Source organism: Stenotrophomonas sp. YJH_SMC_79 (genome assembly GCF_059367995.1).
Genome location: NZ_JCAFRK010000007.1, coordinates 63,208 through 88,187, shown reverse-complemented (window position 1 = coordinate 88,187; position 24,980 = coordinate 63,208). Strand labels below are relative to the sequence as shown.

General features: G+C 67.5%; 27 protein-coding genes. 12 read left to right on the top strand and 15 right to left on the bottom strand.

The window, feature by feature from the left end; all coding sequences use genetic code 11:
• Nucleotides 1-507 precede the first annotated feature (507 nt).
• The gene (locus tag AC5P57_RS21370; protein ID WP_099552723.1) at nt 508-1,080 is read right to left on the bottom strand and encodes a TlpA family protein disulfide reductase; all 573 of its coding nucleotides are present in this window, start codon (nt 1,078-1,080) and stop codon (nt 508-510) included.
• Complete coding sequence (locus tag AC5P57_RS21365) at nt 1,077-2,351, bottom strand: YihY family inner membrane protein (protein ID WP_262234606.1); 1,275 nt, start codon at nt 2,349-2,351, stop codon at nt 1,077-1,079. Before AC5P57_RS21365 ends, AC5P57_RS21370 begins: the two co-directional genes overlap by 4 nt.
• A gap of 77 nt (nt 2,352-2,428) precedes the next feature.
• Here AC5P57_RS21365 and wrbA point away from each other — a divergent pair, with 77 nt between their 5' ends.
• The 3 genes from wrbA to AC5P57_RS21350 all read left to right on the top strand — a co-directional run bounded on the left by wrbA (nt 2,429) and on the right by AC5P57_RS21350 (nt 3,919).
• Nucleotides 2,429-3,022 carry an NAD(P)H:quinone oxidoreductase gene (wrbA, locus tag AC5P57_RS21360; RefSeq protein ID WP_005408181.1) on the top strand — a complete coding sequence of 198 codons (594 nt, stop codon included), beginning with the start codon at nt 2,429-2,431 and terminating at the stop codon, nt 3,020-3,022.
• Nucleotides 3,019-3,354: a DUF2069 domain-containing protein gene (locus tag AC5P57_RS21355; RefSeq protein WP_099552725.1), complete on the top strand. Its 336-nt coding sequence runs from the start codon at nt 3,019-3,021 to the stop codon at nt 3,352-3,354. The genes wrbA and AC5P57_RS21355 overlap by 4 nt, the downstream gene beginning before the upstream one ends.
• A 79-nt stretch (nt 3,355-3,433) precedes the next feature.
• Nucleotides 3,434-3,919 carry an asparaginase domain-containing protein gene (locus tag AC5P57_RS21350; RefSeq protein ID WP_010481766.1) on the top strand — a complete coding sequence of 162 codons (486 nt, stop codon included), beginning with the start codon at nt 3,434-3,436 and terminating at the stop codon, nt 3,917-3,919.
• Nucleotides 3,920-4,008: 89 nt separating this feature from the next.
• Here AC5P57_RS21350 and AC5P57_RS21345 read toward each other — a convergent pair whose 3' ends face one another.
• The 6 genes from AC5P57_RS21345 to sufT all read right to left on the bottom strand — a co-directional run bounded on the left by AC5P57_RS21345 (nt 4,009) and on the right by sufT (nt 10,022).
• A complete protein-coding gene (locus tag AC5P57_RS21345) occupies nt 4,009-5,751 on the bottom strand; it encodes a S8 family peptidase (RefSeq protein WP_099552726.1) in 1,743 nt (580 codons plus the stop codon).
• A 377-nt stretch (nt 5,752-6,128) separates the two neighbouring features.
• On the bottom strand, nt 6,129-7,151 hold the full coding sequence (locus AC5P57_RS21340; protein WP_262234605.1) for a M23 family metallopeptidase: 1,023 nt from the start codon (nt 7,149-7,151) through the stop codon (nt 6,129-6,131).
• A gap of 1 nt (nt 7,152) precedes the next feature.
• On the bottom strand, nt 7,153-7,488 hold the full coding sequence (locus tag AC5P57_RS21335; RefSeq protein ID WP_046985218.1) for a transcriptional regulator: 336 nt from the start codon (nt 7,486-7,488) through the stop codon (nt 7,153-7,155).
• Nucleotides 7,485-8,141 carry a hypothetical protein gene (locus tag AC5P57_RS21330; RefSeq protein WP_099552728.1) on the bottom strand — a complete coding sequence of 219 codons (657 nt, stop codon included), beginning with the start codon at nt 8,139-8,141 and terminating at the stop codon, nt 7,485-7,487. The genes AC5P57_RS21335 and AC5P57_RS21330 overlap by 4 nt, the downstream gene beginning before the upstream one ends.
• Nucleotides 8,142-8,316: 175 nt before the next feature.
• Complete coding sequence (locus AC5P57_RS21325; RefSeq protein ID WP_099552729.1) at nt 8,317-9,411, bottom strand: branched-chain amino acid aminotransferase; 1,095 nt, start codon at nt 9,409-9,411, stop codon at nt 8,317-8,319.
• 59 nt (nt 9,412-9,470) lie between these two features.
• Entirely contained in the window at nt 9,471-10,022 is a 552-nt protein-coding gene (gene sufT, locus AC5P57_RS21320) for a putative Fe-S cluster assembly protein SufT (RefSeq protein ID WP_012479222.1), read from the bottom strand.
• A gap of 122 nt (nt 10,023-10,144) precedes the next feature.
• On the opposite strand from sufT, the gene AC5P57_RS21315 reads away from it, so the two are divergent.
• Nucleotides 10,145-10,564, top strand: coding sequence for a hypothetical protein (locus AC5P57_RS21315; protein WP_099552730.1), 420 nt, complete (start codon nt 10,145-10,147; stop codon nt 10,562-10,564).
• Nucleotides 10,565-10,716: 152 nt separating this feature from the next.
• Here AC5P57_RS21315 and AC5P57_RS21310 read toward each other — a convergent pair whose 3' ends face one another.
• Nucleotides 10,717-12,177, bottom strand: a complete 1,461-nt coding sequence (locus tag AC5P57_RS21310) for an NAD(P)(+) transhydrogenase (Re/Si-specific) subunit beta (RefSeq protein ID WP_262234604.1) — start codon at nt 12,175-12,177, stop codon at nt 10,717-10,719.
• Nucleotides 12,174-12,494: an NAD(P) transhydrogenase subunit alpha part 2 gene (locus tag AC5P57_RS21305; protein ID WP_005408173.1), complete on the bottom strand. Its 321-nt coding sequence runs from the start codon at nt 12,492-12,494 to the stop codon at nt 12,174-12,176. Before AC5P57_RS21305 ends, AC5P57_RS21310 begins: the two co-directional genes overlap by 4 nt.
• Before the next feature lie 98 nt (nt 12,495-12,592).
• On the opposite strand from AC5P57_RS21305, the gene AC5P57_RS21300 reads away from it, so the two are divergent.
• From AC5P57_RS21300 to AC5P57_RS21290, 3 genes are read left to right on the top strand one after another with little or no spacing between them, the layout of a single operon-like run.
• The gene (locus AC5P57_RS21300; RefSeq protein WP_005408172.1) at nt 12,593-13,177 is read left to right on the top strand and encodes an RNA polymerase sigma factor; all 585 of its coding nucleotides are present in this window, start codon (nt 12,593-12,595) and stop codon (nt 13,175-13,177) included.
• Nucleotides 13,174-13,500 (top strand): DUF3379 domain-containing protein, encoded by a 327-nt coding sequence (locus tag AC5P57_RS21295; RefSeq protein ID WP_262234603.1) that lies wholly within the window; start codon nt 13,174-13,176, stop codon nt 13,498-13,500. Before AC5P57_RS21300 ends, AC5P57_RS21295 begins: the two co-directional genes overlap by 4 nt.
• 3 nt (nt 13,501-13,503) lie before the next feature.
• A complete protein-coding gene (locus AC5P57_RS21290) occupies nt 13,504-13,965 on the top strand; it encodes a DUF3106 domain-containing protein (protein ID WP_262234602.1) in 462 nt (153 codons plus the stop codon).
• A gap of 79 nt (nt 13,966-14,044) precedes the next feature.
• On the opposite strand, the gene AC5P57_RS21285 is transcribed toward AC5P57_RS21290, so the two are convergent.
• Both AC5P57_RS21285 and pacR read right to left on the bottom strand, forming a co-directional pair.
• Complete coding sequence (locus AC5P57_RS21285) at nt 14,045-15,124, bottom strand: NAD(P) transhydrogenase subunit alpha (RefSeq protein WP_262234601.1); 1,080 nt, start codon at nt 15,122-15,124, stop codon at nt 14,045-14,047.
• 52 nt (nt 15,125-15,176) lie between these two features.
• Nucleotides 15,177-17,498 (bottom strand): PacR family protein, encoded by a 2,322-nt coding sequence (gene pacR / locus AC5P57_RS21280; protein ID WP_142807298.1) that lies wholly within the window; start codon nt 17,496-17,498, stop codon nt 15,177-15,179.
• Between the two features lie 331 nt (nt 17,499-17,829).
• Between pacR and AC5P57_RS21275 the strand changes: the two genes are divergently transcribed.
• Genes AC5P57_RS21275 through AC5P57_RS21260 form a run of 4 tightly spaced genes read left to right on the top strand, consistent with a single transcriptional unit; the run spans nt 17,830 to nt 20,684 of the window.
• Entirely contained in the window at nt 17,830-18,411 is a 582-nt protein-coding gene (locus AC5P57_RS21275; RefSeq protein WP_106550889.1) for a nitroreductase family protein, read from the top strand.
• Complete coding sequence (locus tag AC5P57_RS21270; RefSeq protein ID WP_099552736.1) at nt 18,408-19,343, top strand: 5'-3' exonuclease; 936 nt, start codon at nt 18,408-18,410, stop codon at nt 19,341-19,343. The genes AC5P57_RS21275 and AC5P57_RS21270 overlap by 4 nt, the downstream gene beginning before the upstream one ends.
• The gene (locus tag AC5P57_RS21265) at nt 19,340-19,894 is read left to right on the top strand and encodes an NUDIX hydrolase (RefSeq protein WP_099552737.1); all 555 of its coding nucleotides are present in this window, start codon (nt 19,340-19,342) and stop codon (nt 19,892-19,894) included. Before AC5P57_RS21270 ends, AC5P57_RS21265 begins: the two co-directional genes overlap by 4 nt.
• A complete protein-coding gene (locus AC5P57_RS21260; protein ID WP_262234600.1) occupies nt 19,887-20,684 on the top strand; it encodes an N-formylglutamate amidohydrolase in 798 nt (265 codons plus the stop codon). Before AC5P57_RS21265 ends, AC5P57_RS21260 begins: the two co-directional genes overlap by 8 nt.
• 72 nt (nt 20,685-20,756) lie before the next feature.
• On the opposite strand, the gene AC5P57_RS21255 is transcribed toward AC5P57_RS21260, so the two are convergent.
• A complete protein-coding gene (locus tag AC5P57_RS21255) occupies nt 20,757-21,428 on the bottom strand; it encodes a DUF7716 domain-containing protein (RefSeq protein ID WP_262234599.1) in 672 nt (223 codons plus the stop codon).
• On the bottom strand, nt 21,425-22,843 hold the full coding sequence (locus AC5P57_RS21250) for an MFS transporter (RefSeq protein WP_262234598.1): 1,419 nt from the start codon (nt 22,841-22,843) through the stop codon (nt 21,425-21,427). The genes AC5P57_RS21255 and AC5P57_RS21250 overlap by 4 nt, the downstream gene beginning before the upstream one ends.
• Nucleotides 22,844-22,948: 105 nt before the next feature.
• On the opposite strand from AC5P57_RS21250, the gene AC5P57_RS21245 reads away from it, so the two are divergent.
• Complete coding sequence (locus AC5P57_RS21245) at nt 22,949-23,833, top strand: LysR family transcriptional regulator (RefSeq protein WP_262234624.1); 885 nt, start codon at nt 22,949-22,951, stop codon at nt 23,831-23,833.
• Between the two features lie 159 nt (nt 23,834-23,992).
• On the opposite strand, the gene pip is transcribed toward AC5P57_RS21245, so the two are convergent.
• Nucleotides 23,993-24,934 carry a prolyl aminopeptidase gene (gene pip, locus AC5P57_RS21240; RefSeq protein WP_032130095.1) on the bottom strand — a complete coding sequence of 314 codons (942 nt, stop codon included), beginning with the start codon at nt 24,932-24,934 and terminating at the stop codon, nt 23,993-23,995.
• Nucleotides 24,935-24,980 lie beyond the last annotated feature (46 nt).

The following is a 24,980-nucleotide window of genomic DNA, read 5'->3' as shown; positions in this document are numbered from 1 at the left end:
TTTCGGGGGACGCTGCAAGTACGTCCATGTAAGCTCGGTCGCCGCATCCATGCGGCTCACGCCCCCGCAACCGGACCCACCCCGCCTTCGACAGATCTCCGCGATCTGTCGGCATTGCATTCTGTAGATCCACGCCATGCGTGGATGCTCTTTGTTCGATTGTCGAAGTATTCGAACTCGATGGAGATTCATCCACGCATGGCGTGGATCTACCAGATCGCAGAAATCTGTCAGAGGTGGGGCGGTGTCGGAGTGCGGGGTGTCAGCCGCATGGGCCCGAGGCACGCCTCGGGCGGGTTGGGCAGGACGCCCAACCCCGGTCTTGCCGTGTGCGCAGGAAAGCGCACACGAGCAAGCGGCTGCCAAGCCTACAGGGACGTACTTGCGGCGTCCCCGCACTCCGACACCGCCCCGCCCACCCACGGAATGCACGCTGTTGCTGTTACTGCCGGCCAGCGGCCGGCACTACCGCGGGGTGCAGGGCCGCAGGCCCTGCCGACCCACCCACTACTTGGCAGCCGCGATCTGCTTTTCGATGTCGGCGGCAGTCACCGGGCCGAGGAAGCTGTGCGCCAGCTTGCCCTGCGGATCGATGAGATGCGTCAGCGGCAGGCCGCGCGGCGTGGCGAAATCGGCGGGCGGATCGAACGGGTCGACGATCACGATCGGATAGGTCACCGGATGCTTGGTCAGGAACGCCTGCATTTCCGGCGCTTCGATGTCCTCATAGGCCAGGCCGACCACTTCGATGTTGCTGCGCATCGCATGCAGCGCCGACAACTCCGGCATTTCCTTGCGGCACGGCGCGCACCAGGTCGCCCAGAAATTCACCACCACCCACTTGCCGCGGTGCGCGGCCAGGTCGTAGTCGCTGCCATCGACCGCCTTCATCTTCAGCGTCGGGAACTCGGCGGTGATGCGTTCGGCCGGGGTCTCCTCGACCGGTGCCGGCGTGCTCGGTGTCGGTGCCTGCGCCGGCGGCTGGCTGCTGGCCGGGGTCGGCTCCTGTGCCGGCTTGCAGGCCGCCAGGGCCAACAGGAGGGCCAGCGGGAGCAGCAGCAACGGGGTCTTGCGGGTCATGGCATGTCTCCAGATTCGGTGTAGATATCGCTGACCTTGCGCTTGAGGCGTTCGCGCAGGGGCAGTCGCAGGTCGTCCAGTGCCGCCAATGCGGCGCGACCCAGGCTGTCGTCCCGGTACGGCAGATGCTGCTCGGCCACCGGGATGCGCAGCTGGGTGCATTCGTACAGATCGGCCAGGCTGACCTGGTCCAGGTCACGCGACAAGAGCCATTCACCACGTTCATCGCGGCGCAGCAGGCCGATCTCCTGCAGGTTGCAGGCCAGGTCCTGCAGCAGCGAATCGGTCAGCATCGGCTCGAGCCGCAGGATTTCATCATCGGCCAGGCCCTTGCCCTTGGCACGTGCATGGTGGAAGCGGCCCAGCAGGCGCAGCAGGCCATAGAACTCGTAACCCTGCGGCAGGCGCAGTTCCACCGGCTGGTAGCGGAAGGCGGCCATCGACGAAGACAACGATGCCCCCAGCAGCACTGCCACCCAGCACAGGTAGATCCACAGCAGCAGGATCGGCACGAAGGCCACCGTGCCATACAGCTTCTGGTAGGACTGGAAACTGCCCAGGTAGGCACCGATGCCCCATTTCACCACTTCCAGGATGACCGCCGCCAGGATCGCGCCGGGCACCGCGTGCCGCCATTTCACGGTGTGGTGCGGCACCACCCGGAACATCAGCGTGATGCAGACGAACTCGATCAGGATCGGCGCCAGCCGCAATGCGAACTCGGCCAGCCAACGACCTTCCTGGGTCCCGAACAGTGGCATCGCGAACACCCGCGCCGACACCGCCAGCGAAGCGGCGGCGAGCATCGCGCCCAGGGTGAGTACGGTCCAGTAGACCAGGAAACGGGTCAGCTTGGGCCGGGTCGACCCAACCCGCCAGATCTGGTTGAAGGTCTCTTCAACACTGTTGAGGGTGATCAGCAGTGACACCACCAGCGCAATGAAGCCGGCGGCGGTGAGCTGGCCGGCACTGGCCGAGAACTGCCGCAGGTAGCCCTCCGCCGCGCGCGCGGCATTGGGCACGAAGTTGGAGAAGACGTAATCGCTGAGCTGGTCGCTCCAGCGGTCGAAGACAGGGAAGGCCGAGAGCACGCCGAACACCACGATGGCCAGCGGCACCAGCGCGAACACCGTGGTGTACGCCAGCGCCGCCGCTGCCTGGAACAGGCGGTCGTCGAGGAAGCGATGCCACAGGAAGCGGCCGAAACTGATGGCCCGTGCGCGATCCCGCGCGCGCTCCATCCACAGGTTGAGCGTATCCAGAGGTTCCATCGGTGGAAGGGTACCCGATGCGGAATGCTGGCAGGATAGCCATACTGGTGGCCACACGACGAGGAGAAGCGGGCACGATGGGCGAGATTCTGGTGCTGTACTACAGCCGGGGCGGTTCGGTGGCACGGCTGGCGCGCCAGATCGCGCGGGGCATCGGCGAAGTGCCGGGCATGAGCGCGCGCCTGCGCACGGTGCCGCCGGTGGCCGCGGTGACCCAGACCGCGCAGCCGCCTGTACCCGACGATGGCGCCCCCTATGTGAGCGTGCAGGACCTGGTCGAGTGCCAGGGCCTGCTGCTCGGCAGCCCGACCCGCTTCGGCAACATGGCCGCGCCGGTGAAGCATTTCCTCGACGGTCTCGGCGCCGAATGGGTCAACGGCACCCTCTCGGGCAAGCCGGCCGGGGTGTTCACCTCGACCGCCTCGATGCATGGCGGCCAGGAATCGACCCTGCTGTCGATGCAGGTACCGCTGCTGCACCACGGCTGCGTGATCGTCGGCATTCCGTTTACCGAACCGGCGCTGAGCCATACCACCAGTGGCGGCACGCCCTATGGCGCCAGCCACGTGGCCGGTGCCGCCGACGATCCGCAGCCGACCGACGACGAGGCCGTGCTGGCCCGTGCGCTGGGCCGCCGGGTGGCCGACATCGCGCAGCGGTTGGCCCGATGAACCGGCCGCCGCGCACGGTCCTGCTGCTGGCCCTGATGGGGCTGGCCGCGCTGTTCGCCGGCTGGTTCATCAATGACAAGCACTGGCTGGCCACCCAGCTGGTGTTCACCGCGCCACCGCTGGCGCTGGCCATCGCACTGCGCCTGGGCTGGCGCAAGGCGGGTTTCTGGGCCTCGGTGCTGGCGCTGGGCTGGTTCAGCCACGGCGTGATGAGCGCCTGGAGCCACCCGGAGACGCGCTGGCTGGCGCTGATCGAGATCGCGCTGGCCCTGCTGGTGATCTTCAGCGCCAGCCTGCCAGGGCTGCGCGCCCGCTTCGGCAAGCGACGCTGACGCTGCGCCCGCCGGGCCGTATCATCTGTGTTCCTGGCCCCGCGCCGCTGTACCTGTCCTGGTTTCGCGCATGCACATGATGGAAGAGCTCCTGGTCGTCACCACCGGTGGCACGATCGACAAGATCTACTTCGACGACAAGTCGGACTACCAGATCGGCGACCCCCAGATCGGCATGATCCTGCGCGAGCTGGGCGTGACGTTCCGCTTCAACGTGATTCCGATCCTGCGCAAGGATTCGCTGCACATCAACGATGAGGACCGCGAACTGATCCGCGCCACCATCGCCGCGCAGCCGACCCGCCACGTGCTGGTGACTCACGGCACCGATTCGATGGTGCAGACCGGCAAGGTGCTGGCGACGATCCCGGACAAGACCATCGTGATGACCGGCGCACTCAGCCCGGCGCGTTTCCGAGGTTCGGATGCGGAGTTCAACATCGGCTGCGCGATCGGTGCGGTGCAGTCGCTGCCGAGCGGCGTGTACATCGCCATGAACGGCCGGATCTTCGACCCTCAGCACGTGCGCAAGAACGTGGCCGCGAACCGCTTCGAGTCGGTCTGAGGAACAGCGTGCCGGCCAAGGTCGGCACCTGCCCAAAGCAAAAACGCCCCGGCCTAGGCCGGGGCGTGCCCATGGAGAGGGGCTTGGGCTCAGTACTGGGCGTTGAGGGTCAGGCCCGAGAAAGTGCTGTACGCCTTCACCCGCACGTACCAGGTGCCGGCGGCAGGACTGTTGATGGTGCAGGTCTCGCTGTTGCCGCTCAGGTACGGACGGCAGGTGTAGGTGGTATCGGTCGGGGCACTGCCCTGGCGCACATACAGGTCGGCATCACCGCTGCCGCCACTGATCGCCACGCGCAGCTGGGTGCTGCCAGCCGGAACCGCAACGGTGTAGTTCAACTCGGCACCGGTCGCAGCACCCAGGCCGGTCACCGGCACGTTGTTCTGCAGCACATTGCCACCCGGGTTCGGATTGCCGCCACCGTTGATCGCCGCAGCCACGGCGGCATTGGCGTCGATGATGCCGGCGCCGCAGCCACCCGAGCAGGCGCCCGGCAGCGGACGTGCGGTGCTCTTGATGATGCTTTCGACCTGCGCCGGGCTCAGTGGGCTCGGAGCGACCGACTGCATCAGCGCGACCACGCCGGCCACGTGCGGTGCCGCCATCGAGGTGCCGTTGTACGAGGCGTAACTGGCGCTGCCCGGCGTGGTGGTGCCGCTGTTGAGGGTCGAGAGGATGCCCTGGCCCGGTGCCGAGATATCGATGCCATTGCCATAGTTGGAGAAGCTGGCACGCGCACCGGCCGAGGTGGTGGCCGCCACCGCGATCACGTTCGGGCAGTTGGCCGGCACCGACGAGGACACGTTGGTGTTGCTGTTGCCAGCGGCAACCACCACGGTGGTGCCACGGCCGACCGCACCATTGATCGCATTCTGGTAGGTGGTCGAGCAGCTGCCACCGCCACCGAGCGAGAGGTTGATGACCTCGGCCGGGTTGGCGTTGGCCGGTACGCCGCTGACGGTGCCGCCGGAAGCCCACACGATCGCATCGGCGATGTCGGAGGTGTAGCCGCCGCACTTGCCGAGCACACGCACCGGCACGACCTTGGCGTTGAACGCGGTACCGGCCACGCCGGTGCTGTTGTTGGTCACTGCCGCCACGGTGCCGGCGACGTGGGTACCGTGCCAGCTGGAGTTCGAACCCGGGTAACCGGCCTGGCACTCGTTGTCGCCGTACCAGTCGCCCTCATCGTTCGGGTTGTTGTCGCGGCCGTTGCCATCGCGCGCCATCGCCGCATCGCTGATGAAGTCATAGCCGGGCAGGATGTTGGCGTTGAGGTCCGGGTGGTTGGTGATGCCGGTATCGATCACCGCGACAACGACACCGGTGCCGGTGGCCTTGTCCCAGGCCGGCCGGATGTTGATGCCGGCATTGGTGGTGCCGAAGCCCCACTGCTCACTGAAGCGGGTGTCATTCGGGGTCAGGGTCGCACGCATGATCTGATCGACCTCGACGTATTCCACGTTCGGGTCGGCGGCCAGCTTGCGCATCAGCTGCTCGGATTCGGCCCGGTCCAGCGGACGATCGGTCCTGACCAGGGTCGGGCCAACGGCCAGCTTGCGGACCTCCTGCAGGCCCAGCGCGCGGCCCTGGCTGCTGGCCAGGCCAGCGGCGGCCGTCTTCAGCGACGAAGCCAGCGCAGTGGTGCTGGCCACGGCGGCGCTGCCGTCGCGGTACTTCACGATGAAACGCTGGTGCGTCGGCGCGGACTGCAGGCCGCTGAGCTGGACATCACCGGCCAGCGCAGGCGTGGCCAGCAGCAGCGATGACAGAACGGACGCACCAAGGACCACCCACACTCGACGCACACGCGGTTGCGTTACCTGGGACATCGTATTTCCCTTTCTTGTGGTGTGAATGCCGGAATCGGCAGAAGCACCGGCCCGAACCATGGGCTGGCTTGCATTGGCGAGGTTCGAAGTCCGGTGAGTCAGCGGATCCCCCTAACGATCCGCCGTGCAGATGACGCTAAAGGCCGAAACCGGACACCACAAGATTTTCAGCGTCTTTTCAGCAAGATGAAATGTTCGTTCTGAGACTTTTCGGGTCGAGGGTTTGTGAAGGTGAAGGAACTTTCTCGTGTCCTGCACAGACCTGACTGGGTCGTCACGTGTCCTGGAATGACTTTGCCGACATCGGCGTCGACTGCCCACACCAGCGGTCGCGCAGCATCCGCACGGTGCCCTGCCCGCTGCGTTGGACGCGCTGGCTATTTCGCCTGCGCAACGCCGGCAGGCCGGATACGCTGCCCCTTGACCGGTTCACCGCGTACAACCGGCTGGCCATCGGCCACGTAGCCGGAGAACTGTGCCGGCAGCGCTTCGCCGACACCGAACACGGGCCCGGCCTGCAGCTGATAGTGCAGGTGCGGCTCGGACGAGTTGCCGCTGTTGCCACAGTCACCGAGGTGCGCGCCACTGCGGACCACCTGTCCCTGGGCGACGCGCACACTACCCTGGCGCAGGTGCGCCAGCACCGAGTACTCCTCATTGCCGTGATCGAGAATGACGCGGTTGCCGGTGAGCTGGGCGGCATTCATCTGGCCCGGCACGTTGTCGGCGACCCCCTCGATCACCTCCACCACCGTGCCGTCGGCCGGTGCGAGAATCGGGCGACCGAAGCAGTAGTAGTCATCGTTGCGCAGGCCATCGCCACGGTGCGAACGGCCATCGCGGATCATCAGCAGATCCAGCGCGAAGCGCTGGCCGGCATGGGCCGCATGGTAGTTCTGTTCGACAGTACGCCCGCCCCAGAACACGAAGTATTCATCGTCGAACGGCAGTTGCAGCCGTGTGCGGGTCTGGTAGTCGAGGAACCCGCTCGCCGCGGCCTGCGGCGGCGCGGTCTGCAGCGGGCGGATGTAGAAGCCGCCGATCCGCCCGTCGGCATCGATGGCCCACAGCACCTGGATGATGGCCGGGCTCCTGGCGAAGCGCGCCTGCCGCAGATAGGTGTCGAACCCATCAACCTTCTCGACCTTCTCACTGACCAGCTCGGTTTCCGTGCCCCAGCCCGCCAGCACCTGCTCGCGAAGCGCCACCAGGCTCTGCGGGGACTGCAGCCCCGCCTGCATCTGCGGGGTCATCCGTTCCCACAGGGCATCGATGTGCCCTTCGTAGAACTGCGCGGTCAGCGCGGCTCCCTGCTGGCGCGGATCTGCGGCCGCGGCCACGCCGGTGAGGGCAGAGAAGGAAACAACCAGAACTGCAAACAGGCGCGGGAGCAATGTCATTTCAGGAGTCCTTTCGATCCGGATCGGGAATGCCGGCAACGATCGCCGCCAGCTGCGTGCGGTACTCGGCCAGGGCAGTGCGGCCCATCGGCGTCAACTGCAAGGTGGTCAATGGGCGCTTGCCACGGAACGACTTGTCGATGGCGACCAGCCCTGCCGCTTCAAGCTTGCTCAAATGGCTGGAGAGGTTGCCCTTGCTCAACCCGCTGAGATGCTCGACAAAACCGAACTCGGCGGATTCGGCACCTGCCAGGATCGACAGGATCAGCAGCCGTGCCGGCTCATGGATCAAGCGGTCGAGCTGGAGCAACGCTCTGGAATCAGGCAGCTGGGTCATTCGACGTTCGTCCGCGCCGCCATGAACGCGCGCATCTCCACCTGCAGCCGCTGGAAGCGCTGGTGGTCACGCCAACCGACCACGATCAGCGCGATGGATGCCAACGGGAACACGGCGGTGCTCGGGCCGAAGCCATACGCCTGTCCGGTGAAGGCCAGCGCGGCCTGGCACAGCAGGAACACGCCCACGATGAACTCCAGCGGCGTACGCAGCCAGCGCCACACCATCCAGGGCAACAGTGCCACCACGACCAGATAGCCGATGGCGCGCAGATCCCAGGGCAACTCGCCCATCGGCACCATCCGGGGCAGCACGCTGCCGATCACCAGCACGCTTACCAGCGCGGTGAAGGCGATGAAGAAGCGCTGGAAATTGCGTTCAACCGGCGTGACCTGCTCCTCGACCTGGCCCAGCCGCTGGTAGTAACGGCGTGCCAGCCATTGCTTGCCGACGATCCACAACACCGGCAGGGCAATGAGCACGATGCGCAGCGCCAGGGTGGTCGGCAACAGGGCGCCGGCAAGGAACGAGGCCAGGCAGGCGAAGCCGCCTGCCATCGCCGACAGGCCCCCGGCACTTCGCGAGTACCGGGAGTACTCACGGGTCAGCGCCTGCAGGCGCGAGGAAGGATCAATGACGGACGGCTGCTGCATGACACGCTCCACCGGGGTCGCTTGAATTCAGTTTGCATCGCAAACCTATTTGCGTCAAGCAATCACCTGCTGCGGTCTGGCGGGCGGGTCCACAACGCAGAAAGCCCGTCACTGGGACGGGCTTTCCGGAAAGCCGGCCGAGCGTGGGCTCGGCTCTACCGTTGACCGCGGGCGATCAGCCCAGCTTGACCAGCCAGTTGTGGCGGTCCGGCAGGCGGCCGTACTGGATGTCGGTCAGTTCCTTGCGCAGCGACATGGTCACCTCGCCGGCCGGGGCGTTGATATCGCCCACCGAGAAGCCCTCGCCCTTCAGCTGGCCGATCGGGGTGACCACCGCGGCGGTACCGCAGGCGAACACTTCGGCGATGTCACCGGAGGCCACGCCGTTCTTCCACTCGTCGATGGTGACCTTGCGCTCTTCGACCTTCATGCCGCGGTCGCGGGCCAGCTGCAGGATGCTCTCGCGGGTGATGCCCTCGAGGATGCTGCCGGACAGTTCCGGGGTCACCAGCGTGCCGTCCTTGTAGACCAGGAACACGTTCATGCCACCCAGCTCTTCCAGGTACTTGCCTTCCACCGGGTCGAGGAACAGCACCTGCGAGCAGCCCTGCGCCTGCGCCTTCTGCTGCGGCAGCAGCGAGGCAGCATAGTTGCCACCGCACTTGGCGGCGCCGGTGCCGCCCTTGGCCGCGCGCGCGTATTCGGTGGACAGCCAGATCGACACCGGGGCGACGCCCTTGGCGAAGTACGGGCCGGCCGGGCTGGCGATGACGTAGTAACCGGCCTTGTGCGCGCCGCGCACGCCAAGGAAGGCTTCATCGCCAATCATGAACGGACGGAAATACAGGCTGGACTCATCAGCCGACGGCACCCAGGCACTGTCCACGGCGATCAGCTGCTTCAGCGATTCGACGAAGATCTCCACCGGCAGTTCCGGCAGCGCCAGGCGCTGTGCCGAACGCTGCAGGCGGCGGCCGTTGGCATCCGGACGGAAGGTCCAGATCGAGCCATCGGCATGGCGGTAGGCCTTGATGCCTTCGAAGATTTCCTGACCGTAGTGCAGCACGGCTGCGGCCGGATCCAGCTGCAGCGGACCGTAGGCACGCACGTTGGCGTTGTGCCAGCCGGCATCCTTGTCCCAGCGCACCTCCACCATGTGATCGGTGAAATGCAGGCCGAAGCCCGGCTTCTCCAGGATCTGGGCGCGCTCTTCAGCGCTGCGCGGGTGGTCCGAACGGGTGACGGCGAAGCTGGGGATGGACTGGGACACCGGAGGATTCCTGTTCTGGTTGCGGGTAGTGCCGGGCCCGCGTCACTGCGGGCCCTGGGTCAAAGCATGCCGGTCTCGAGCCGGGCCGCCTCGGACATCATGTGCTGGTTCCACGGCGGGTCGAACACCAGGTCGACGTCGGCCTCGGCCACCGTCGGGATCATTTCAAGCTTGCTGCGCACGTCGTCGACCAGGATGTCGCCCATGCCGCAGCCCGGTGCGGTCAGGGTCATCTTCACGTCGATCTCGCGCTGGCCTTCATCCAGGTGCTTGATCTCGACCTCGTAAACCAGGCCGAGTTCGACGATATTGACCGGAATTTCCGGATCGAAGCAGGTGCGCAGCTGCTGCCATACCAGCTGTTCCACCTGTTCATCAGTGGCGTCGGCCGGCAGTTCCAGCGGTGCCGGCGCCTCCTTGCCGATGGCGTCGCCATCCTTGCCGGCGATGCGGAACAGGTTGCCCTCGACGAACACCGAATAACTGCCGCCCAGCGCCTGGGTGATGTACCCATAGCTGCCGGCGGGCAGGGTCACGGTGTCGCCCTGCGGGACCATCACGGCCTCGCAATCGCGTTCGAAGTGGACAGGTTCGCTGCTACGGGAATACATGGGTACCGATATGGGGCCGTGGCCGGGGCCACGCAAGACGGCATTCTAGCCCAGCCGCCCTGCGGCCGCCGGTGCACTGCGGCAAACCACAGTATCCTGTGGCTGATCTTCAGGGAGCTTCGATGTCCTCCAATGCCGCGCGTGCCAGGACCGTGACCTGGCTCTGGCCCATCATGCTGTTGCTGGGTCTGGTTGTTGCTCCCCTTGCCTGGATGGTGCTGGCGCTGATGACCGGCCGGCAGGTCGGCTGGATGGCGGTACTGACCGCCCTGGAACTGGTGTTCATGCTGCGCATGGGCACGCTGGGCCCGGGCCGGCTGCGCATTGCCCTGGTCGTACTGGGCACCCTGCTGGTGGCCGCCGCGGCCAACTGGGCCATCGCCAGCGCCTGGATGGGCGGCTCGATCGGGCTGGACCTGTGGGACGCCAGCCTGCGCATGGGCCCGCACCTGGCCTGGACCCTGATCACCCTGGCCAATGGCGCCGTGGAATGGCTTTGGCTGGCCGTGGGTGTCGCCGTGGGTGCCTGGCTGGCGCGCTGAGCGTGCCGCTTGCTGCGCCCGCCGGGCATGGCCCGGCGCTACCGGGGATGCGCGGGTAGATCCATGCCATGCGTGGATGGGAGGGTAGTGCCGGCCGCTGGCCGGCAAGAGCGTGCGGACCAAGGTCCGCACCCACCGGATGCAGCCGGACCTCAATGCCCGCCGTCGAGCGCCTTCAGTTCGCTCACCAGCGACGCTGCCGCTTCCGCACCATCGCCGTACAGCATGCGGGTGTTGTCGGCATAGAACAGCGCATTCTCGATGCCGGCAAAACCAGTGCCCTTGCCGCGCTTGATCACCACCACGTTGCGCGCGTTGACCACGTCCAGCACCGGCATGCCGTAGATCGGGCTGGCCGGGTCGGTGCGTGCCACCGGATTGACCACGTCGTTGGCACCGATCACCAGCACCACGTCGGTGTTGGCGAACTCCGGGTTGATGTCGTCCATGTCGGCGATCAGGTCGTAGGGCACGCCCGCCTCGGCCAGAAGCACGTTCATGTGCCCAGGCATGCGCCCGGCCACCGGGTGGATCGCGAACTTCACCTTGACCCCGCGCTGGCCCAGCCGCTGCGCCAGTTCCCAGATCTTGTGCTGGGCCTGCGCCACGGCCATGCCGTATCCAGGCACGATCACCACGCGCTCGGCGTAGGCCATCATCGCCGCGACATCCGACGCCTCGATCGGCTTCTGCGAACCGCTGATCGCCTGCGCTTCCCCGCCAGCACCACCGCCGAAGTTGGAGAACAACACGTTACGGATCGGCCGGTTCATCGCCTTGGCCATCAACCGGGTCAGCAGGATGCCGGCCGCGCCGACCATCATGCCGGCGATGATCAACGCCTCGTTGCCCAGCACGTAGCCTTCGAACGACACCGCCAGGCCGGTGAAGGCGTTGTACAGCGAGATCACCACTGGCATGTCGGCGCCACCGATCGGCAGCGTCATCAGCACGCCCAGCGCCAGCGCCAGCACGAAGAAGGCAACGATCGCCCAGGTGTTGAGCGTGCTGGCCGCGATGATCGCCAGCACCACCACCGCCAGTGCCACCAGCAGGTTCATCACCTGCTGGCCGGGCCAGGTCACGCGCTTGTCCAGCCGGCCATCCAGCTTGGCCCAGGCAATCACCGAGCCGGACAGCGACACCGCACCGATCGCCGCGCCGACCACCGCCAGCAGCAGCACCATGCCCGACGGCTGGCGCGCGGCCAGGTCGGCCAGCGCCTGCGCACTCCAGTGGCTGGTATCGCGATTGGCAAGGAAGGCGTAGCGCAGCAGTTCCACTGCACCGATGGCCGCCGCCGAGCCACCGCCCATGCCGTTGTACAGCGCCACCATCTGCGGCATGTCGGTGATGGCCACCTTGCCGGCCGACCACCAGGCCAGGCCGGCACCCAGCAGCAGCGCCACCAGGATCAGCGGTACGTTGTGCAGTTCAGGCAGGAAGAAGGTCGCCACCGTGGCCAGCAGCATGCCCAGCCCGGCCCAGCGGATGCCGCTGCGCGCAGTCAATGGCGAGGCCATGCGCTGCAGGCCCAGCAGGAACAGCGTGGCGGCGACGAGGTAGCTGGCCTTGACCAGCCAATCGAGCAGTTCGACGGTGCTGATGTTCAAGCCTGCGGCTCCTTCGGCTCGTCCTTGCCGCCCTTGGGCGCGCTCGGCTTGAACATTTCCAGCATGCGCGCGGTGACCACGTAGCCACCGGCGGCGTTGCCGGCACCGAGCACCACGGCGAGGAAGCCCAGGGCTTTTTCCAGCGGTGTCTGCGCGTGCCCCAGCACCACCATCGCGCCGATCAGCACGATGCCGTGGATGAAGTTGGAGCCCGACATCAGCGGGGTATGCAGGATCACCGGCACCCGCGAAATGATCACGTGGCCGGCGATGGCCGCCAGCATGAAGATGTACAGCGCCACGAACCCGTCACTCACTGGCAACGCTCCTGCTCTGTCTTCGTCGTCCCATCATAACCATGGGCTGAACCCGGTGCGCACCCGGCGTCAACCGAAGCCGCACTCACGCGTTGTCGATGGTGACCCCGAGCGAGGAACCGTACCCTGTGCTGGTGAGCAGCCCCGTCCCCCCGAGCGCCGAGACCGATGCACTGCCAGCATCGCTGGAAGCGTTCCTGGCCAGTGTTGGCCCGCGTGCGTTCCGCTTCGCCGAGGCCGGCCTGCGCCAGCGCGAAGACGCCATGGACGCGGTGCAGGACGCGCTGCTGCGCATGCTGGACTACGCCGACAAGCCGGCTGCCGAATGGGCGCCGCTGTTCTGGAGCATCCTGCGCCGGCGCGTGATCGACGTGCAGCGCCGGCGCCGCTTCCGCCTGCCGTTCTGGCGCGACAACCAGGATGCGGAAGGCGGCGAGATCGACTGGGCCGATCCCGGCCCGGACCCGGCACAGGCGCATGAACAGCGCCAGCAGTACCAGCAGCTGGTGGACGCGTTGCGCCGCCTGCCCGCCCGCCAGCGCGAGGCCTTCACCCTGCGCGTGCTGCAGGACCTGGACGGGGCCACCACCGCCCGCGCCATGGGCTGCAGCGAAGGCGCGGTAAAAACCCATCTGGCACGCGCCCGCCAAGCGCTGCAGGATTACCTGGAGATCCACCCGTGAACCGCTCCCTGCCTTCCGATGACACCCTGCGCAGCCTGCACGCGCAGTCGCTGCACGCGCTGTCGCCGGCAACGCTAGCCCGGCTGCGCCAGGCTCGCCACGGCGCCACGGCCGCCCATCGCGGGCGCTGGCGCTGGTGGTTGGCCAGTGCCTGTTCGCTGGTGGTGGCGCTGGGTATCGGCCTGCAGTTCACTGGCCATGGCACGCTGACGGGCCCGGCGCCGGCACCTGTGCTTGCCTCGGTGGAAGACAACAGCGCGCTCTACGACGAAAATCCCGATCTGTACCTGTGGCTGGGCGATACCGACCTGGCGATGGAGTGAATCATGTCCCGACTGCACACCCTGCCCCTGCTGATGACTCTGTTGCTGCTGCCGGCCCTCCCGGCGCTGGCGCAGAGCGCCGCGCCCGCCCCTGCGGCACGCCCTGCGCCGGCCACGCCGCTGCCGGCCTGGGAACAGTTGAGCGAAGCTCAGCGGGAATCGCTGCTGGCGCCGCTGCGCGACCGCTGGAACAGCGCCGATGCCGGCCAGCGCCAGCGCATGCTCTCGCACGGCCAGCGCTGGCAGACGATGAGCCCTGAGGAACGCGACAAGGCCCGCCGTGGCCTGCGCCGCTTCGAGCACATGAGCCCGGAACAGCGTGAGCAGGCCCGGGCCCTGTTCGGCCAGATGCGGGAACTGCCCCCCGCGCAGCGCGACGCACTGCGCGAGCGCTGGTCGCAGATGACGCCGGAACAGCGAAAGGACTGGGTGCGCGACAACCCACCGCCGACGAAGCCGCGGTAACGCTGGCATCCGCAGGGTGGGTGCGGACCTTGGTCCGCACACGGGGCCGTTAATCCACGCATGGCGTGGATCTACCGACTCACGCCAGCCAGCGTGTCTTGGCCAGCAACTCGTCGTCCCAGTCGAACGCCAGCTGCCCCTCGTGCACGAACAGCGCGACGAAGTTCAGCAGGTTGCGCGCATACATCTCGCTGGCCTGGGTCGCGCCGCGGCTGGCCAGGCCCAGCGGGCCATCGATGGTCACACCCTGATGCTCGATGCACTGCCCCGGCTGGGTCAGTGCGCAGTTGCCGCCGCTCTCGGCCGCCAAGTCCACGATCACGCTGCCGGTGGCCATGCCTTCCACCATTGCGGCAGTGACGATGGTGGGTGCCGGGCGCCCCGGTACCGCCGCCGTGCAGATCACCACATCCACACCGCGCAGGTGGTCGGCCAGCCGACGCTGCTGCTCGGCGCGCTCCTCGTCGGTCAGCGCGCGCGCATAGCCGCCCTCGCCGGCCGCGCTCACCCCCAGGTCCAGGAAGCGCGCGCCCAGCGACTGGATCTGCTCGCGGGTTTCCGGGCGCACGTCGAAACCTTCCACCTGTGCGCCCAACCGGCGCGCGGTGGCAATGGCCTGCAGTCCGGCCACGCCAGCACCGATCACCAGCACCTTGGCCGGCCGCACGGTGCCGGCAGCGGTGGTCAGCATCGGGAAGAAGCGTGGTGCGCGTTCGGCGGCGATCAGCGCGGCCTTGTAACCGGCCATGCCGGCCTGCGAACTGAGCACGTCCATCGCCTGCGCACGGGTGGTGCGCGGCAGCTGCTGCAGCGGGAACAAGTGCAGGCGGTCATCGGCAGCCAATGCCGCCAGGGCCGGATCACTGGCAGGAGTCAACAGGCCAACCACGGTGGCACCCGGCTTGAGCTGTTCCAGCAGCGCCGCCGCCGGCGCCTGCACGCACAACAGGATGTCGATTTCGGCCCAGCGGCTGGCATCGAACGCGCGGGCACCAGCATCGTCATACGCTGCATTGGTGAAACCCGCGGCCAGTCCAGCACCGGGCTCGTACCAGACAGTGATGCCCAGGGCGCCGAGCTTGCGCGCGGTTTCCGGCGTCAACGCCACGCGCCGTTCGCCCGGCGCGGTCTCTTTGATCCCCAGCAACGCCACGGCCATGCAGGTCCCCGCTGATCGGTGAGTTTTCCCGATCCTAGCAGGCGGCCACGGCTCAGTGCAGTGTTGCGCTGCCCGGGTCCAGCCGATCGATCACACCCTGCATCGCGCTGTCGAAGGCACCGTCATCCACGTGCGCACGCAGCCGTCCCAGCCGCACCATCACCGCCAGCTCCTCCGGCGAAGCCACGCAGAAGCGCACGCCGCGGCGGTTGACGAACAGCAGGCGCGAGGAAATCGGGCTGACCCAGGACAGCTTGCCTGCCTGCACCTTGCCGTCCTTGTCGACAAAGTCCAGCCAGTTGCCGATTTCCATGCGGCGGAAGCGATCGGCGTCGGCATTGTCGAAATCATCGGCATCGATCTGGCCGCTCAACTCCACCGCCGGCGATTCAGCCACCGGCGGCGCCGGCAAGGCAACCTGTGGCAGCTCCGGCAGCGCGCGCTGCAGTTCCGGCCGCGATTCGGCAATGCCCTGCAGGGTGTCATGCAGGGCGTCGATGGCACCGGTAGCGGCATCGCCGTGCACGCCCACGCTGGCGAACACCTTGGCCAGCACCGGCTGCCAGGCCTGCAGCCACGGCTTGCCGACGATCTGGCGGCGGGCCTCGGCCACTTCCTCCAGGAGGCCGTCGCCCAGGCTCAGTGCCTCGGTCACCGACGCGCCCTCCTCGCCCTCGCGCAGCAGCGCCAGGGTCAGGTGGTGCTGCCATGGCTGGCGCAGGAACCCGGCGATGGCCGGCGGCAGGGTGGCATCGCCGATGCGGCGGTCCAGTTCGGCACCGGCCCGGCTGCGGGCCATTTCCAGCTTTTCCTGGCCGCGCTGCGTTTCGGCTGCGCGGCGCTCGGCGATTTCCACGCGGCGGCGGTGCTGCACGAGGAATTCGCGGAATTCTTCTTCCAGGGTCAGGAAGATCGCCAGGTTCTCGTTGAACTCGGCCACCAGCCGCTCGATGATCTCCTCGACCTTGGCCATCAGCATCCGCTCGGCCTGGCTTTCGCCGGTATTGCCCTCGCAGGCTTCGGCCAGCGAGTTGAGCAGCTTGCGTGCCGGGTGGGTCTTCTGCACGAACATGCGGCGGTCGAGCATCGCGACCTTGACGAAGGGCACGACCAGGCGGCCGATCAGCTCGCGCGAGCGACCTTCCAGCTCGCGTTCGTCCAGCATCACATCGAACAGCATGCCGACCAGATCAATCGCGTCCTCGTCCTGCGGGTCCAGCCGGGTCTGGCCAGGATCGACGCCGAGACGGGTGGCGCTGGACAGCACTTCACTCTTCAGCCGCTGCGCCAGGGATTCGCCATCCTCGCCGATGGCCGCACGCAGCGTCGCACTGGGCGTGGCCTGCAGCAGCGACAGCACCGACATCATCTCGCGCTGGCTGAGCGGACGCTGCTGGCCGATCGCCACCTGTGCGGCCGACGTCGCGTCCTCGCGCACGTGGCGGGTCTGCTGCAGCAGTTCGTGCAGCGCCTCCAGCAGCATGCCCTGCTGGCCCGCATGGGCCTCGCCGGTGTCGCCGTCTTCGGCGCCCAGGTGCTGCTGCATGTGGCCACGCCGCTCGGACCAGCGCGCGGCAAAGCGCTGCGCCCAGGCCGGTGCGGCCTGTTCATCATCGCTGAAGTCGGATTCGAAGCCCGCCGCGTGGCGCGGCTCGACCAGATCGTCCGCGCCCGGCGCCATGCGCGGGTCGGGCGCGGCCGACAGCGGACGCCGCGGCGCCCCCATCTGCGACATCACGCCAGCGGCGGCCAGCTGCTCGTCAAGCTTCTCGTAGATACGGCCCACCGGCGCGCGCAGGTCGCGCTCGCACAGCTTGATCAGCACCAGGTGCACTTCCGGCGCCAGCTCGCAGCCGGCAAAGGCCTCATGGATGGCCACGCCCAGGTGTTCGGGGCTGACCGGGTTGTGGTCGGCATCCAGCTCGGCGCCGCCGATCAAGCGGCCCAGGCGCCGGTCCAGCCGCGCCAGCACCGGCTTGAAGTCGCGCAGCAGCACGGTGGCGAAATTGCGCACCGCCAACCGCGACTCCAGTACATGTTCAGCCAGCAGGCTCAGGCCATCCTCGGCCGGCCCGGACAGGGTGGCTTCGGCCGACAGCGGCTCGCCACTGGCCAGTGCATCCCAGGCCCGCTGCAGGTGGCCAGCGAAGGCGGCGGCGATGTCCTCACGGCGGCGGCGCAGCTCGCGCATCGCATCCAGGAACAGCAGCTGCGACGAGCCTGCATTGCCGGCCCGGTCGAACAGTGCATCGTCGAAACGCGCCAGTGCGGCCCCGAAAGCCTGGCACAGCGCCGGCAGGACCATGTCCCGGGCACGCTGAAGCTGGGCCGGGTCACGGCCCGGCGATCCCATCGGTGTGGGCGCGCTCATCATTCGGGAAGGCTCCCCACCTTCTCTGGTACGACAGACAGCATGGACATCGCGACGGCCGGTACACCCCATGTACCGGTACGTCGATGGTAGGCCGGCCAGCCCGTCACGGACAGTGAAACAGTCCTCACTTCAAACCTCATGACCGGCGGCCCGGCAAGATAGATATCGTAAGCCGTGCGAGGCCCACGAGGCGAGAGGAAGCGGTCGTCCCTTTCCCGCCAGTGGCATGATGTTCATCACAGTTTGATATTCAGGGGCAGGACGCGACACAGACGGCGTCATTGACCACCCCGACTATAATCAAACACCCGTGATGACCGGTTCAGACTCCATGCCCGACCCCGCTGCCCTGCTTGCCCTGGATGCCCGCCGCTCCGTGCCTTCGCGGCAACTGGCCGAGCCCGGCCCGGATCCGGCCACCCTGCAGCGGATGCTGGCTTCGGCAGTGCGCGTGCCCGATCACGGCAAGCGCGTGCCGTTCCGCTTCCTGAAGATCGCCGGCGATGCACGTCACACTCTGGGCGACTTCCTGGCCGAGCGCAGCCGCCAGCGCGACCCGCATGCCGGCGAGGCGGTATTCGAGAAGGACCGCCAGCGTTTCAGCCATGCGCCGCTGGTGATCGTGGTGGTGGCCAGCCCGCGCCCGGACCCGAAGGTGCCCGAGCAGGAACAGCTGATGACCGCCGGCTGCGTCTGCTTCGCCCTGCTGCAGGCCGCACAGGCGCTGGGCTTCGGCGCGCAGTGGCTGACCGCCTGGATGGCCTTCGACCCCGCCGTGCACGCCTACCTGGGCCTGGCCGAGGGCGAAGGCATCGCCGGTTTCATCCATATCGGCACGCCGAAGGCCGCTGTGCCCGAGCGCGAGCGTCCGGATCCGGCCGCCCTGCTGCGCGACTGGACGCCACCGGCATGACCCTGCCGGTACCACCGCCGTCGCTGTACCTGGTCGACGCCAGCATCTACGTGTTCCGCGCCTGGCACTCGCTGCCGGATCAGTTCCAGGATGCGCAGGGCTGGCCGACCAATGCCGTGCACGGCTTCGCCCGCTTCCTGCTGGACCTGCTGGAGCGCGAGCGCCCGCGTCACATCGCCATCGCCTTCGACGAAGCGCTGGACAGTGGCTTCCGCCACCGTCTGTACCCCGCCTACAAGGCCAACCGCGACCCGGCGCCGGAGGCGCTCAAGCGCCAGTTCGTGCACTGCAAGGCGCTGTGCGCGGCGTTGGGCCTTGCCGTTCTGGCCCACCATGAATACGAGGCCGATGACCTGATCGGCAGCGCCCTGCATGTGCATCGTGGCAGCCACCGCGGTGTGATCATCTCCGCCGACAAGGACCTGTCGCAGCTGCTGCTGGACCACGACGAACAGTGGGACTACGCACGCAACCAGCGCTGGGACGTGGCCGGGGTGAAGGCACGACATGGCGTGCATGCGCACCAGATCGCGGATTACCTGGCGCTGTGTGGCGACGCGGTGGACAACATTCCCGGTGTCAGTGGTGTCGGCAGCAAGTCCGCCGCCGTGCTGCTGGCCCATTTCGGCAGCATGGATGTGCTGTACGAACGCCTGGACGAAGTGCCGTTCCTGCGCCTGCGCGGCGCCGCACAAATGGCAGTGCGCCTGCGCGAGCAGCGCGAGCACGCCCTGCTCTGGCGCCAGCTCACCACCATCGCGCTGGACGCGCCGCTGGAAGGCAGCCAGCCCGGCCTGCTGCGCCAGAACGCCGATCCCGAGCTGCTCGGCGGCCTCTGCCAGACCCTGCGCTTCGGCCCGATGACCCGCCGCCGGCTGTTCGATGCCGCCGGCGTGCCCGATATTCTTCCCACCCACAGCGAGCCCGCATGAGCCAGCGCAATACCGAAGCCCCGCGCGTCGTCTATGAAGGCAAGTACCAGCGCATGCTGGTGCGAGGCACCTGGGAATACAGCGAGCGTACCCATGCCGGTGGCCTGGCGGCGATCATCATCGCGGTCACCCCTGACGACAACGTGCTGTTCGTCGAACAGTTCCGCGTACCGCTGCAGGCGCCCACCATCGAGATGCCGGCCGGCCTGGTCGGCGACATCGATGCAGGCGAATCGATCGAAGTTTCGGCCGTGCGCGAACTGGAAGAAGAAACCGGCTGGACCGCCGATCACGCCGAAGTGCTGCTGATAGGCCCGACCTCCTCCGGCGCCAGCAGCGAGAAGATCGCCTTCGTGCGTGCCACCGGCCTGCGCCGCGTTGGTGAGGGCGGTGGTGACGACAGCGAAGACATCATCGTGCATGAGATTCCGCGCGCGCAGGCCGCCGCGTGGCTGGTGCAGAAGATGGGCGAAGGCTACGAGCTGGACGCCAAGCTGTGGGCCGGACTGTGGATGATCGAGCACCACCTGGATGGACGCCCGCGTGGCTGACGCCGATCTGCACGCGCTGCCTGCGCTTCTGGGCAAAGACGACCCGGCGATCCACACGATCCACCGGCCGCAGGGCGCCTCGCCGTTCCTGCTGCTGGCCGATCATGCCGGCCAGCAGGTGCCGCGTGCCCTTGCAGGCCTGGGCTTGCCGCAGGCCGAACTGGACCGCCATATCGGCTGGGACATCGGCATTGCCGGCACCACCCGTGCACTGTCCGAACGGCTGGATGCCTGGGCGATCGAACAGACCTATTCGCGGCTGCTGATCGACTGCAACCGCCCGCTGGTGTCGCCAACGCTGATTCCGGAAGTGAGCGACCACACCGTGGTGCCAGGCAATGCCGGGCTGTCGGCAGCGCAGCGCCAGCAGCGCATCGATGCGATCCACGCACCCTACCACGCGCGCATCGACGCCGAGCTTGATGCACGCCGCGATGCCGGCCGCCCCACCCTGCTGGTGATGATGCACAGCTTCACCCCGGCGATGAACGGCACGCAGCGTCCGTGGCATGCCGGCGTGCTTTACCACCAGGACACGCGCTTTGCGCATGCGCTGCTGCACGCACTGCGCGACGAGGGCGACCTGGTGGTGGGTGACAACGAACCGTATTCGGTAAGCAGCACCAGCGACTACGCGGTGCCGGTGCACGGCGAAGGCCGTGGGCTGGTGCACGTGGAACTGGAAATCCGCCAGGACCTGATTGCCGATGTGGCTGGGCAGCTCGCGTGGGCGGATCGGCTGGCGCGGATCTTCAGCGCGTTGCAGCCGGGGTTGCTGGCGGCCGGGTGAGGGTCATCCACGCATGGCGTGGATCTACTCGCGATACCCCAGTAGATCCACGCCATGCGTGGATGGTGTTGTTCAACGCAATACGGGCGCGTCCATCCACGGGAACGGCTTGAAGCCGTGCACCTGCACGGTCGCACCGATGGCGTCGAAATCATCCTTGATCGCCTGCGCGCGGCGACGATCCAGCGCTTCACCCAGCACCAACGGCAACGCGCGGCAGCGCGCCAGCGCCTCGCCCACCGGAATCTCCAGCAGGTGCGCCACGCGCTGGGCTGCTGCTTTGATCTGCCCCTCCGGGCACGCCCTCAGCGTCAGATCGAAGGACGCGAAGATGCCTGTGCCCACACCTGCCTCGCGCGCAGCCACCTGTTCCGCAGCCTCCGCTTCACCCAGTGCCTCGTCAACACCTTCCACCTGCTGGAACGCGTCGTACTCGGCGTAGTACGCCAGCGCCTGCGCGTACTCCTGCAGCGACGACAGCGGGCGTTGCCGCTTCTGCACATCCAGCACGTCGGCAAACGTGGCCGGTTCCAGATACGGGAACAGCCCCATCGCTGCCGAAGCGGCCGATCGCTCGCCGTCGTCATCCAGCGCTTCATCACTGGATGACGGCAACCACAACCGTGCCGCCAGCAGGTCCTCGCCGCTGGCCATCACCCAGCCGAAGGCGTTCCAAACCTCATCGTCATCGTTGCAGGCAGCGAAGGCATGCAGGGTCTGTCGCAGGTCCAGCAGTTCGATCATGCGTCGGTGCTCAGGCAGGCAGTCGCTGCCGAGTCTACCGGCGCCGGGCGCAGGCCCAGCGCGATCACCACGCCGAGCGCGGCGAACAGCGCGGCGCCGTACTGTGCATTGACCATGCCCTGCAGGGCACCTGGACTCGTTGCCGCCTGCGCGCCACGCGCGGCGTTGGCGATCATCACCAGTACCGCCAATCCCAAAGCGCCACCGATCTGCTGGGCGGTGGCCGCCATGCCAGACGCGACGCCTTGCTGCGGCCCCGGCACACCCTGGCCGGCCACGATCCACATTGCTGTCCAGCTCATGCCCTGGCCCACGCTCAGCACCACGATGCCCGGCAGCAGCGGCCAGTAGCTGGCGCCATGCGGCATCGCCAGCGCCACCGCGGCAATGCCGATGGCACCAGCGGCGAAGCCCCAGGCCAGTACCTGTCGTGGCGAACGGCGCCGCAGCATGCGTTCGGCAATACGGATGCCGAAGGTGCACACCAATGTCGGCAGCAGGAACGCCATGCCGGCCTGAAGCGGGCTCCAGCCGTAGCCATCCTGGAAGTAGAGCGCCAGGAAGTAGTACTGCACGCCATAGCTGCTCATGAAGGCGAAGGTCAGGCCGAGTGCCGCGCGCAGGCCCGGCAGGCGCAACAGCGAAAACTGCATCAGCGGGTCACGGCTGCGCTTTTCGATCTGCACGAACACCGTGAGCAGTACCGCTGAAAGCAGCAGGCAGATGAGCGTGGCCGGCGCCGTCCAGCCCCACTCCGGCCCTTGCACCAGGGTGGTGACCAGCAGGCTGCCGCCGGCGGTGACGGTGAGGCAACCGGCCAGGTCGAAGGAGCGGCCTCGCACCTGCGGGCCATCGGCCGGTAGCCACGCACCAGCAGCGACCGCACAAGCGGTGGCCAGCGGCACGATTACAGCCAGCACCGCCGGCCAGCCGAACGCCTGGGTCAGCACGCCACCCAGCAGCGTGCCCAGCGCCAGGCCCACCGCGCTGGCCATGCTCCAGATCGCCAGCGCGCGGTTGCGCACCGGGCCTTCGGCGTACAGCGTGTTGATCAGTGCCAGCGTGGCGGGGAACAGCAGGGCCGCACCGACGCCCTGCGCGGCGCGCGCGATGATCAGCAGGGTGGCATTCGGTGCCAGCGCACCGAGCAGCGACGCCAGTGCGAACAGCAGCATGCCCAGCCGGTAGAAACGGCGGCGGCCGATCAGGTCGGCGGCACGGCCTCCCAGCAGCAGGCTGCCGCCGAAGGCGACGGTGTAGGCACTGACCACCCATTGCAGCTGCTGCGCATTGATCTGCAGCGCGCGCCCCATGTCGTGCAGGGCGACGAAGATGATGGTGGCATCCAGGGCGATGATCAGCTGTGCGGTGGCCAGCAGGGTCAGCGCCCAGCGCGGGTATTTGAGGGGAGGCATCGGCGGTCTGGATCGGTGGGGGAGCGCAGTCTCATTGATGCGGCCGAATCAATAAACCCCCTACCCGCCATTTCTGTCATGATTTTCCGCATGAATGCAGCCTCGATGGACCTCAATGCGGTGCGCATGCTGGTGCAGGTGGCCGAAGCCCGCAGTTTCACCGTGGCCGCCGGCCAGCTGGGCCTGAGCCAGTCCGGCCTGTCGCGTGCGATCGGGCGGCTGGAAGTATCGCTGGGGGTGAAGCTGCTGCAGCGGAACACCCGCAACGTGGCGCTGACCCCGGATGGCCGCCAGTTCGTGGAACAGGTGGCACCGCTGCTGGCCGGCCTGGACGATGCCGAGCGGCAGCTGGCCGATCGCCCGTGCACGCCCTCAGGCACGTTGAAGATCAGTGCGCCGTCGATGTTCGGGCGCAAGGTGCTGGTGCCGATGCTGGCACCGTTGCTGCAACGGCATCCGCAGCTGCAGGTGGAAGCCGTGCTCAGCGACCGCCTGGTCGATCTGGTCGAGGAAGGCTTCGATGCCGCGCTGCGCACCGGCGTCATCGCCGACCAGCGCATTGTTGCGCGGCCCTTGCGGCCGCTGCGCTGGGTAACGGTGGCCAGCCCCACCTATCTGGCCCGCTGTGGCGCGCCGGACGATGTGGCCGCGCTGCAGGATCACGCGTGCCTGGCCGTGCGCAACCTGCGCAGTGGGCGGCTGGTGGACTGGCAGTTCCTGCAGGACGGCCAGTTGCGCGAAGTCACGCCGCCGACGCGGATGGTGTTCGACAGCGGCGATCCGCTGGTGGAAGCGGCCATCGCCGGTATCGGCATCGTGCAGGTGATGGATTTCGCGGTGGCCGACGCGCTGGCCGATGGCCGGCTGCAGCGCGTGCTGCAGCCGTTCGAAGGCCGCAGCCGCGAACTGTCGTTGATCTACCCGCCGTCGCGCCAGCATTCGCCAAAGCTGCAGGTGCTGGCTGACGCCTTGCTGGCCGGCGATTGGTAGCGCCGGCCGCTGGTCGGCGTCTGCGCGATCCAACCGTTTCCCGGTTGCCGGCCAGCGGCCGGCACTACCAGGCTGTGGTAGATCCACGCCATGCGTGGATGGGGTTCCGGACCGGGGTCAGAGCCCTTTCCGTGGGAAAGGGATCTGACCCCGTGGGTATCAGGCAAAACTATCGGTGGCGCGCACCAGCGCGTCCACGTTCTCGGCCTCGAACGCCGAATGGCCCGAGGCCGGGGTGATCTCCAGCTTGGCCTTCGGCCAGACCTTGGTCAGGTCCCAGGCGTTGGCCAGCGGGCAGACCACGTCGTAGCGGCCGTGCACGATCACGCCGGGAATATCGGCGATGCGGTGCGCGTCACGCAGCAGCTGGTCTTCCACTTCGAAGAAACCGCCGTTGACGAAGTAGTGGTTCTCGATGCGGGCAAACGCCAGCGCGAAATGCGGGTCTTCGTGGCTGTTGATGAAGTCATCATCGACATGCAGGAAGCTGGTCGCGCCTTCCCACACCGCCCAGGCCTTGGCTGCTTCCAGGCGGGTGGTCTCGTCTTCGCTGGTCAGGCGGCGGTGGAAGGCCGAGATCAGGTCATGACGCTCCACCGACGGGATCGGCTTGAGGTAGTGCTCCCAGGCATCCGGGAACAAGCGGTTGGCGCCTTCCTGGTAGAACCATTCCAGCTCCCAGCGACGCAGCATGAAGATGCCGCGCAGGACCAGTTCGGTCACGCGCTGCGGGTGGGTTTCGGCATAGGCCAGGGCCAGGGTCGAACCCCAGCTGCCACCGAACACCTGCCAGCGATCCACCTTCAGGTGTTCGCGCAGTTTTTCGATGTCGGCCACCAGATCCCAGGTGGTGTTGTCCACCAGATCCGCGTGCGGGGTGGAACGGCCGGCGCCACGCTGGTCGAACAGGATGATGCGGTACTTGGAGGGGTCATGGAACTGGCGCATCTTGTCGCTGCAGCCGCCGCCCGGGCCACCGTGCAGCATCACCACCGGCTTGCCGTCCGGGTTGCCGCACTGTTCGAAGTACAGCGTGTGGCGGTCGTCGACCTTCAGGGTGCCGACGTCGTAGGGGGTGATGGCGGGGTACAGCGTACGCATGCTTGCAGCTCCAGGGTGATGCCCTGCCGGGGCAGGAGAACCTCCA

Coding starts and splice junctions, on each gene's coding strand:
- AC5P57_RS21300 (WP_005408172.1), top strand. CDS start 12,593: ATGGTGACCCCGAGCGAGGAACCGTACCCTGTGCTGGTGAGCAGCCCC.
- AC5P57_RS21255 (WP_262234599.1), bottom strand. CDS start 21,428: ATGATCGAACTGCTGGACCTGCGACAGACCCTGCATGCCTTCGCTGCC.
- pip (WP_032130095.1), bottom strand. CDS start 24,934: ATGCGTACGCTGTACCCCGCCATCACCCCCTACGACGTCGGCACCCTG.
- AC5P57_RS21290 (WP_262234602.1), top strand. CDS start 13,504: ATGTCCCGACTGCACACCCTGCCCCTGCTGATGACTCTGTTGCTGCTG.
- AC5P57_RS21355 (WP_099552725.1), top strand. CDS start 3,019: ATGAACCGGCCGCCGCGCACGGTCCTGCTGCTGGCCCTGATGGGGCTG.
- AC5P57_RS21340 (WP_262234605.1), bottom strand. CDS start 7,151: ATGACATTGCTCCCGCGCCTGTTTGCAGTTCTGGTTGTTTCCTTCTCT.
- AC5P57_RS21285 (WP_262234601.1), bottom strand. CDS start 15,124: ATGGCCGTGGCGTTGCTGGGGATCAAAGAGACCGCGCCGGGCGAACGG.
- AC5P57_RS21335 (WP_046985218.1), bottom strand. CDS start 7,488: ATGACCCAGCTGCCTGATTCCAGAGCGTTGCTCCAGCTCGACCGCTTG.
- AC5P57_RS21245 (WP_262234624.1), top strand. CDS start 22,949: ATGGACCTCAATGCGGTGCGCATGCTGGTGCAGGTGGCCGAAGCCCGC.
- AC5P57_RS21330 (WP_099552728.1), bottom strand. CDS start 8,141: ATGCAGCAGCCGTCCGTCATTGATCCTTCCTCGCGCCTGCAGGCGCTG.
- AC5P57_RS21250 (WP_262234598.1), bottom strand. CDS start 22,843: ATGCCTCCCCTCAAATACCCGCGCTGGGCGCTGACCCTGCTGGCCACC.
- AC5P57_RS21365 (WP_262234606.1), bottom strand. CDS start 2,351: ATGGAACCTCTGGATACGCTCAACCTGTGGATGGAGCGCGCGCGGGAT.
- AC5P57_RS21270 (WP_099552736.1), top strand. CDS start 18,408: ATGACCCTGCCGGTACCACCGCCGTCGCTGTACCTGGTCGACGCCAGC.
- AC5P57_RS21265 (WP_099552737.1), top strand. CDS start 19,340: ATGAGCCAGCGCAATACCGAAGCCCCGCGCGTCGTCTATGAAGGCAAG.
- wrbA (WP_005408181.1), top strand. CDS start 2,429: ATGGGCGAGATTCTGGTGCTGTACTACAGCCGGGGCGGTTCGGTGGCA.
- sufT (WP_012479222.1), bottom strand. CDS start 10,022: ATGTATTCCCGTAGCAGCGAACCTGTCCACTTCGAACGCGATTGCGAG.
- pacR (WP_142807298.1), bottom strand. CDS start 17,498: ATGATGAGCGCGCCCACACCGATGGGATCGCCGGGCCGTGACCCGGCC.
- AC5P57_RS21370 (WP_099552723.1), bottom strand. CDS start 1,080: ATGACCCGCAAGACCCCGTTGCTGCTGCTCCCGCTGGCCCTCCTGTTG.
- AC5P57_RS21345 (WP_099552726.1), bottom strand. CDS start 5,751: ATGTCCCAGGTAACGCAACCGCGTGTGCGTCGAGTGTGGGTGGTCCTT.
- AC5P57_RS21275 (WP_106550889.1), top strand. CDS start 17,830: ATGCCCGACCCCGCTGCCCTGCTTGCCCTGGATGCCCGCCGCTCCGTG.
- AC5P57_RS21315 (WP_099552730.1), top strand. CDS start 10,145: ATGTCCTCCAATGCCGCGCGTGCCAGGACCGTGACCTGGCTCTGGCCC.
- AC5P57_RS21350 (WP_010481766.1), top strand. CDS start 3,434: ATGGAAGAGCTCCTGGTCGTCACCACCGGTGGCACGATCGACAAGATC.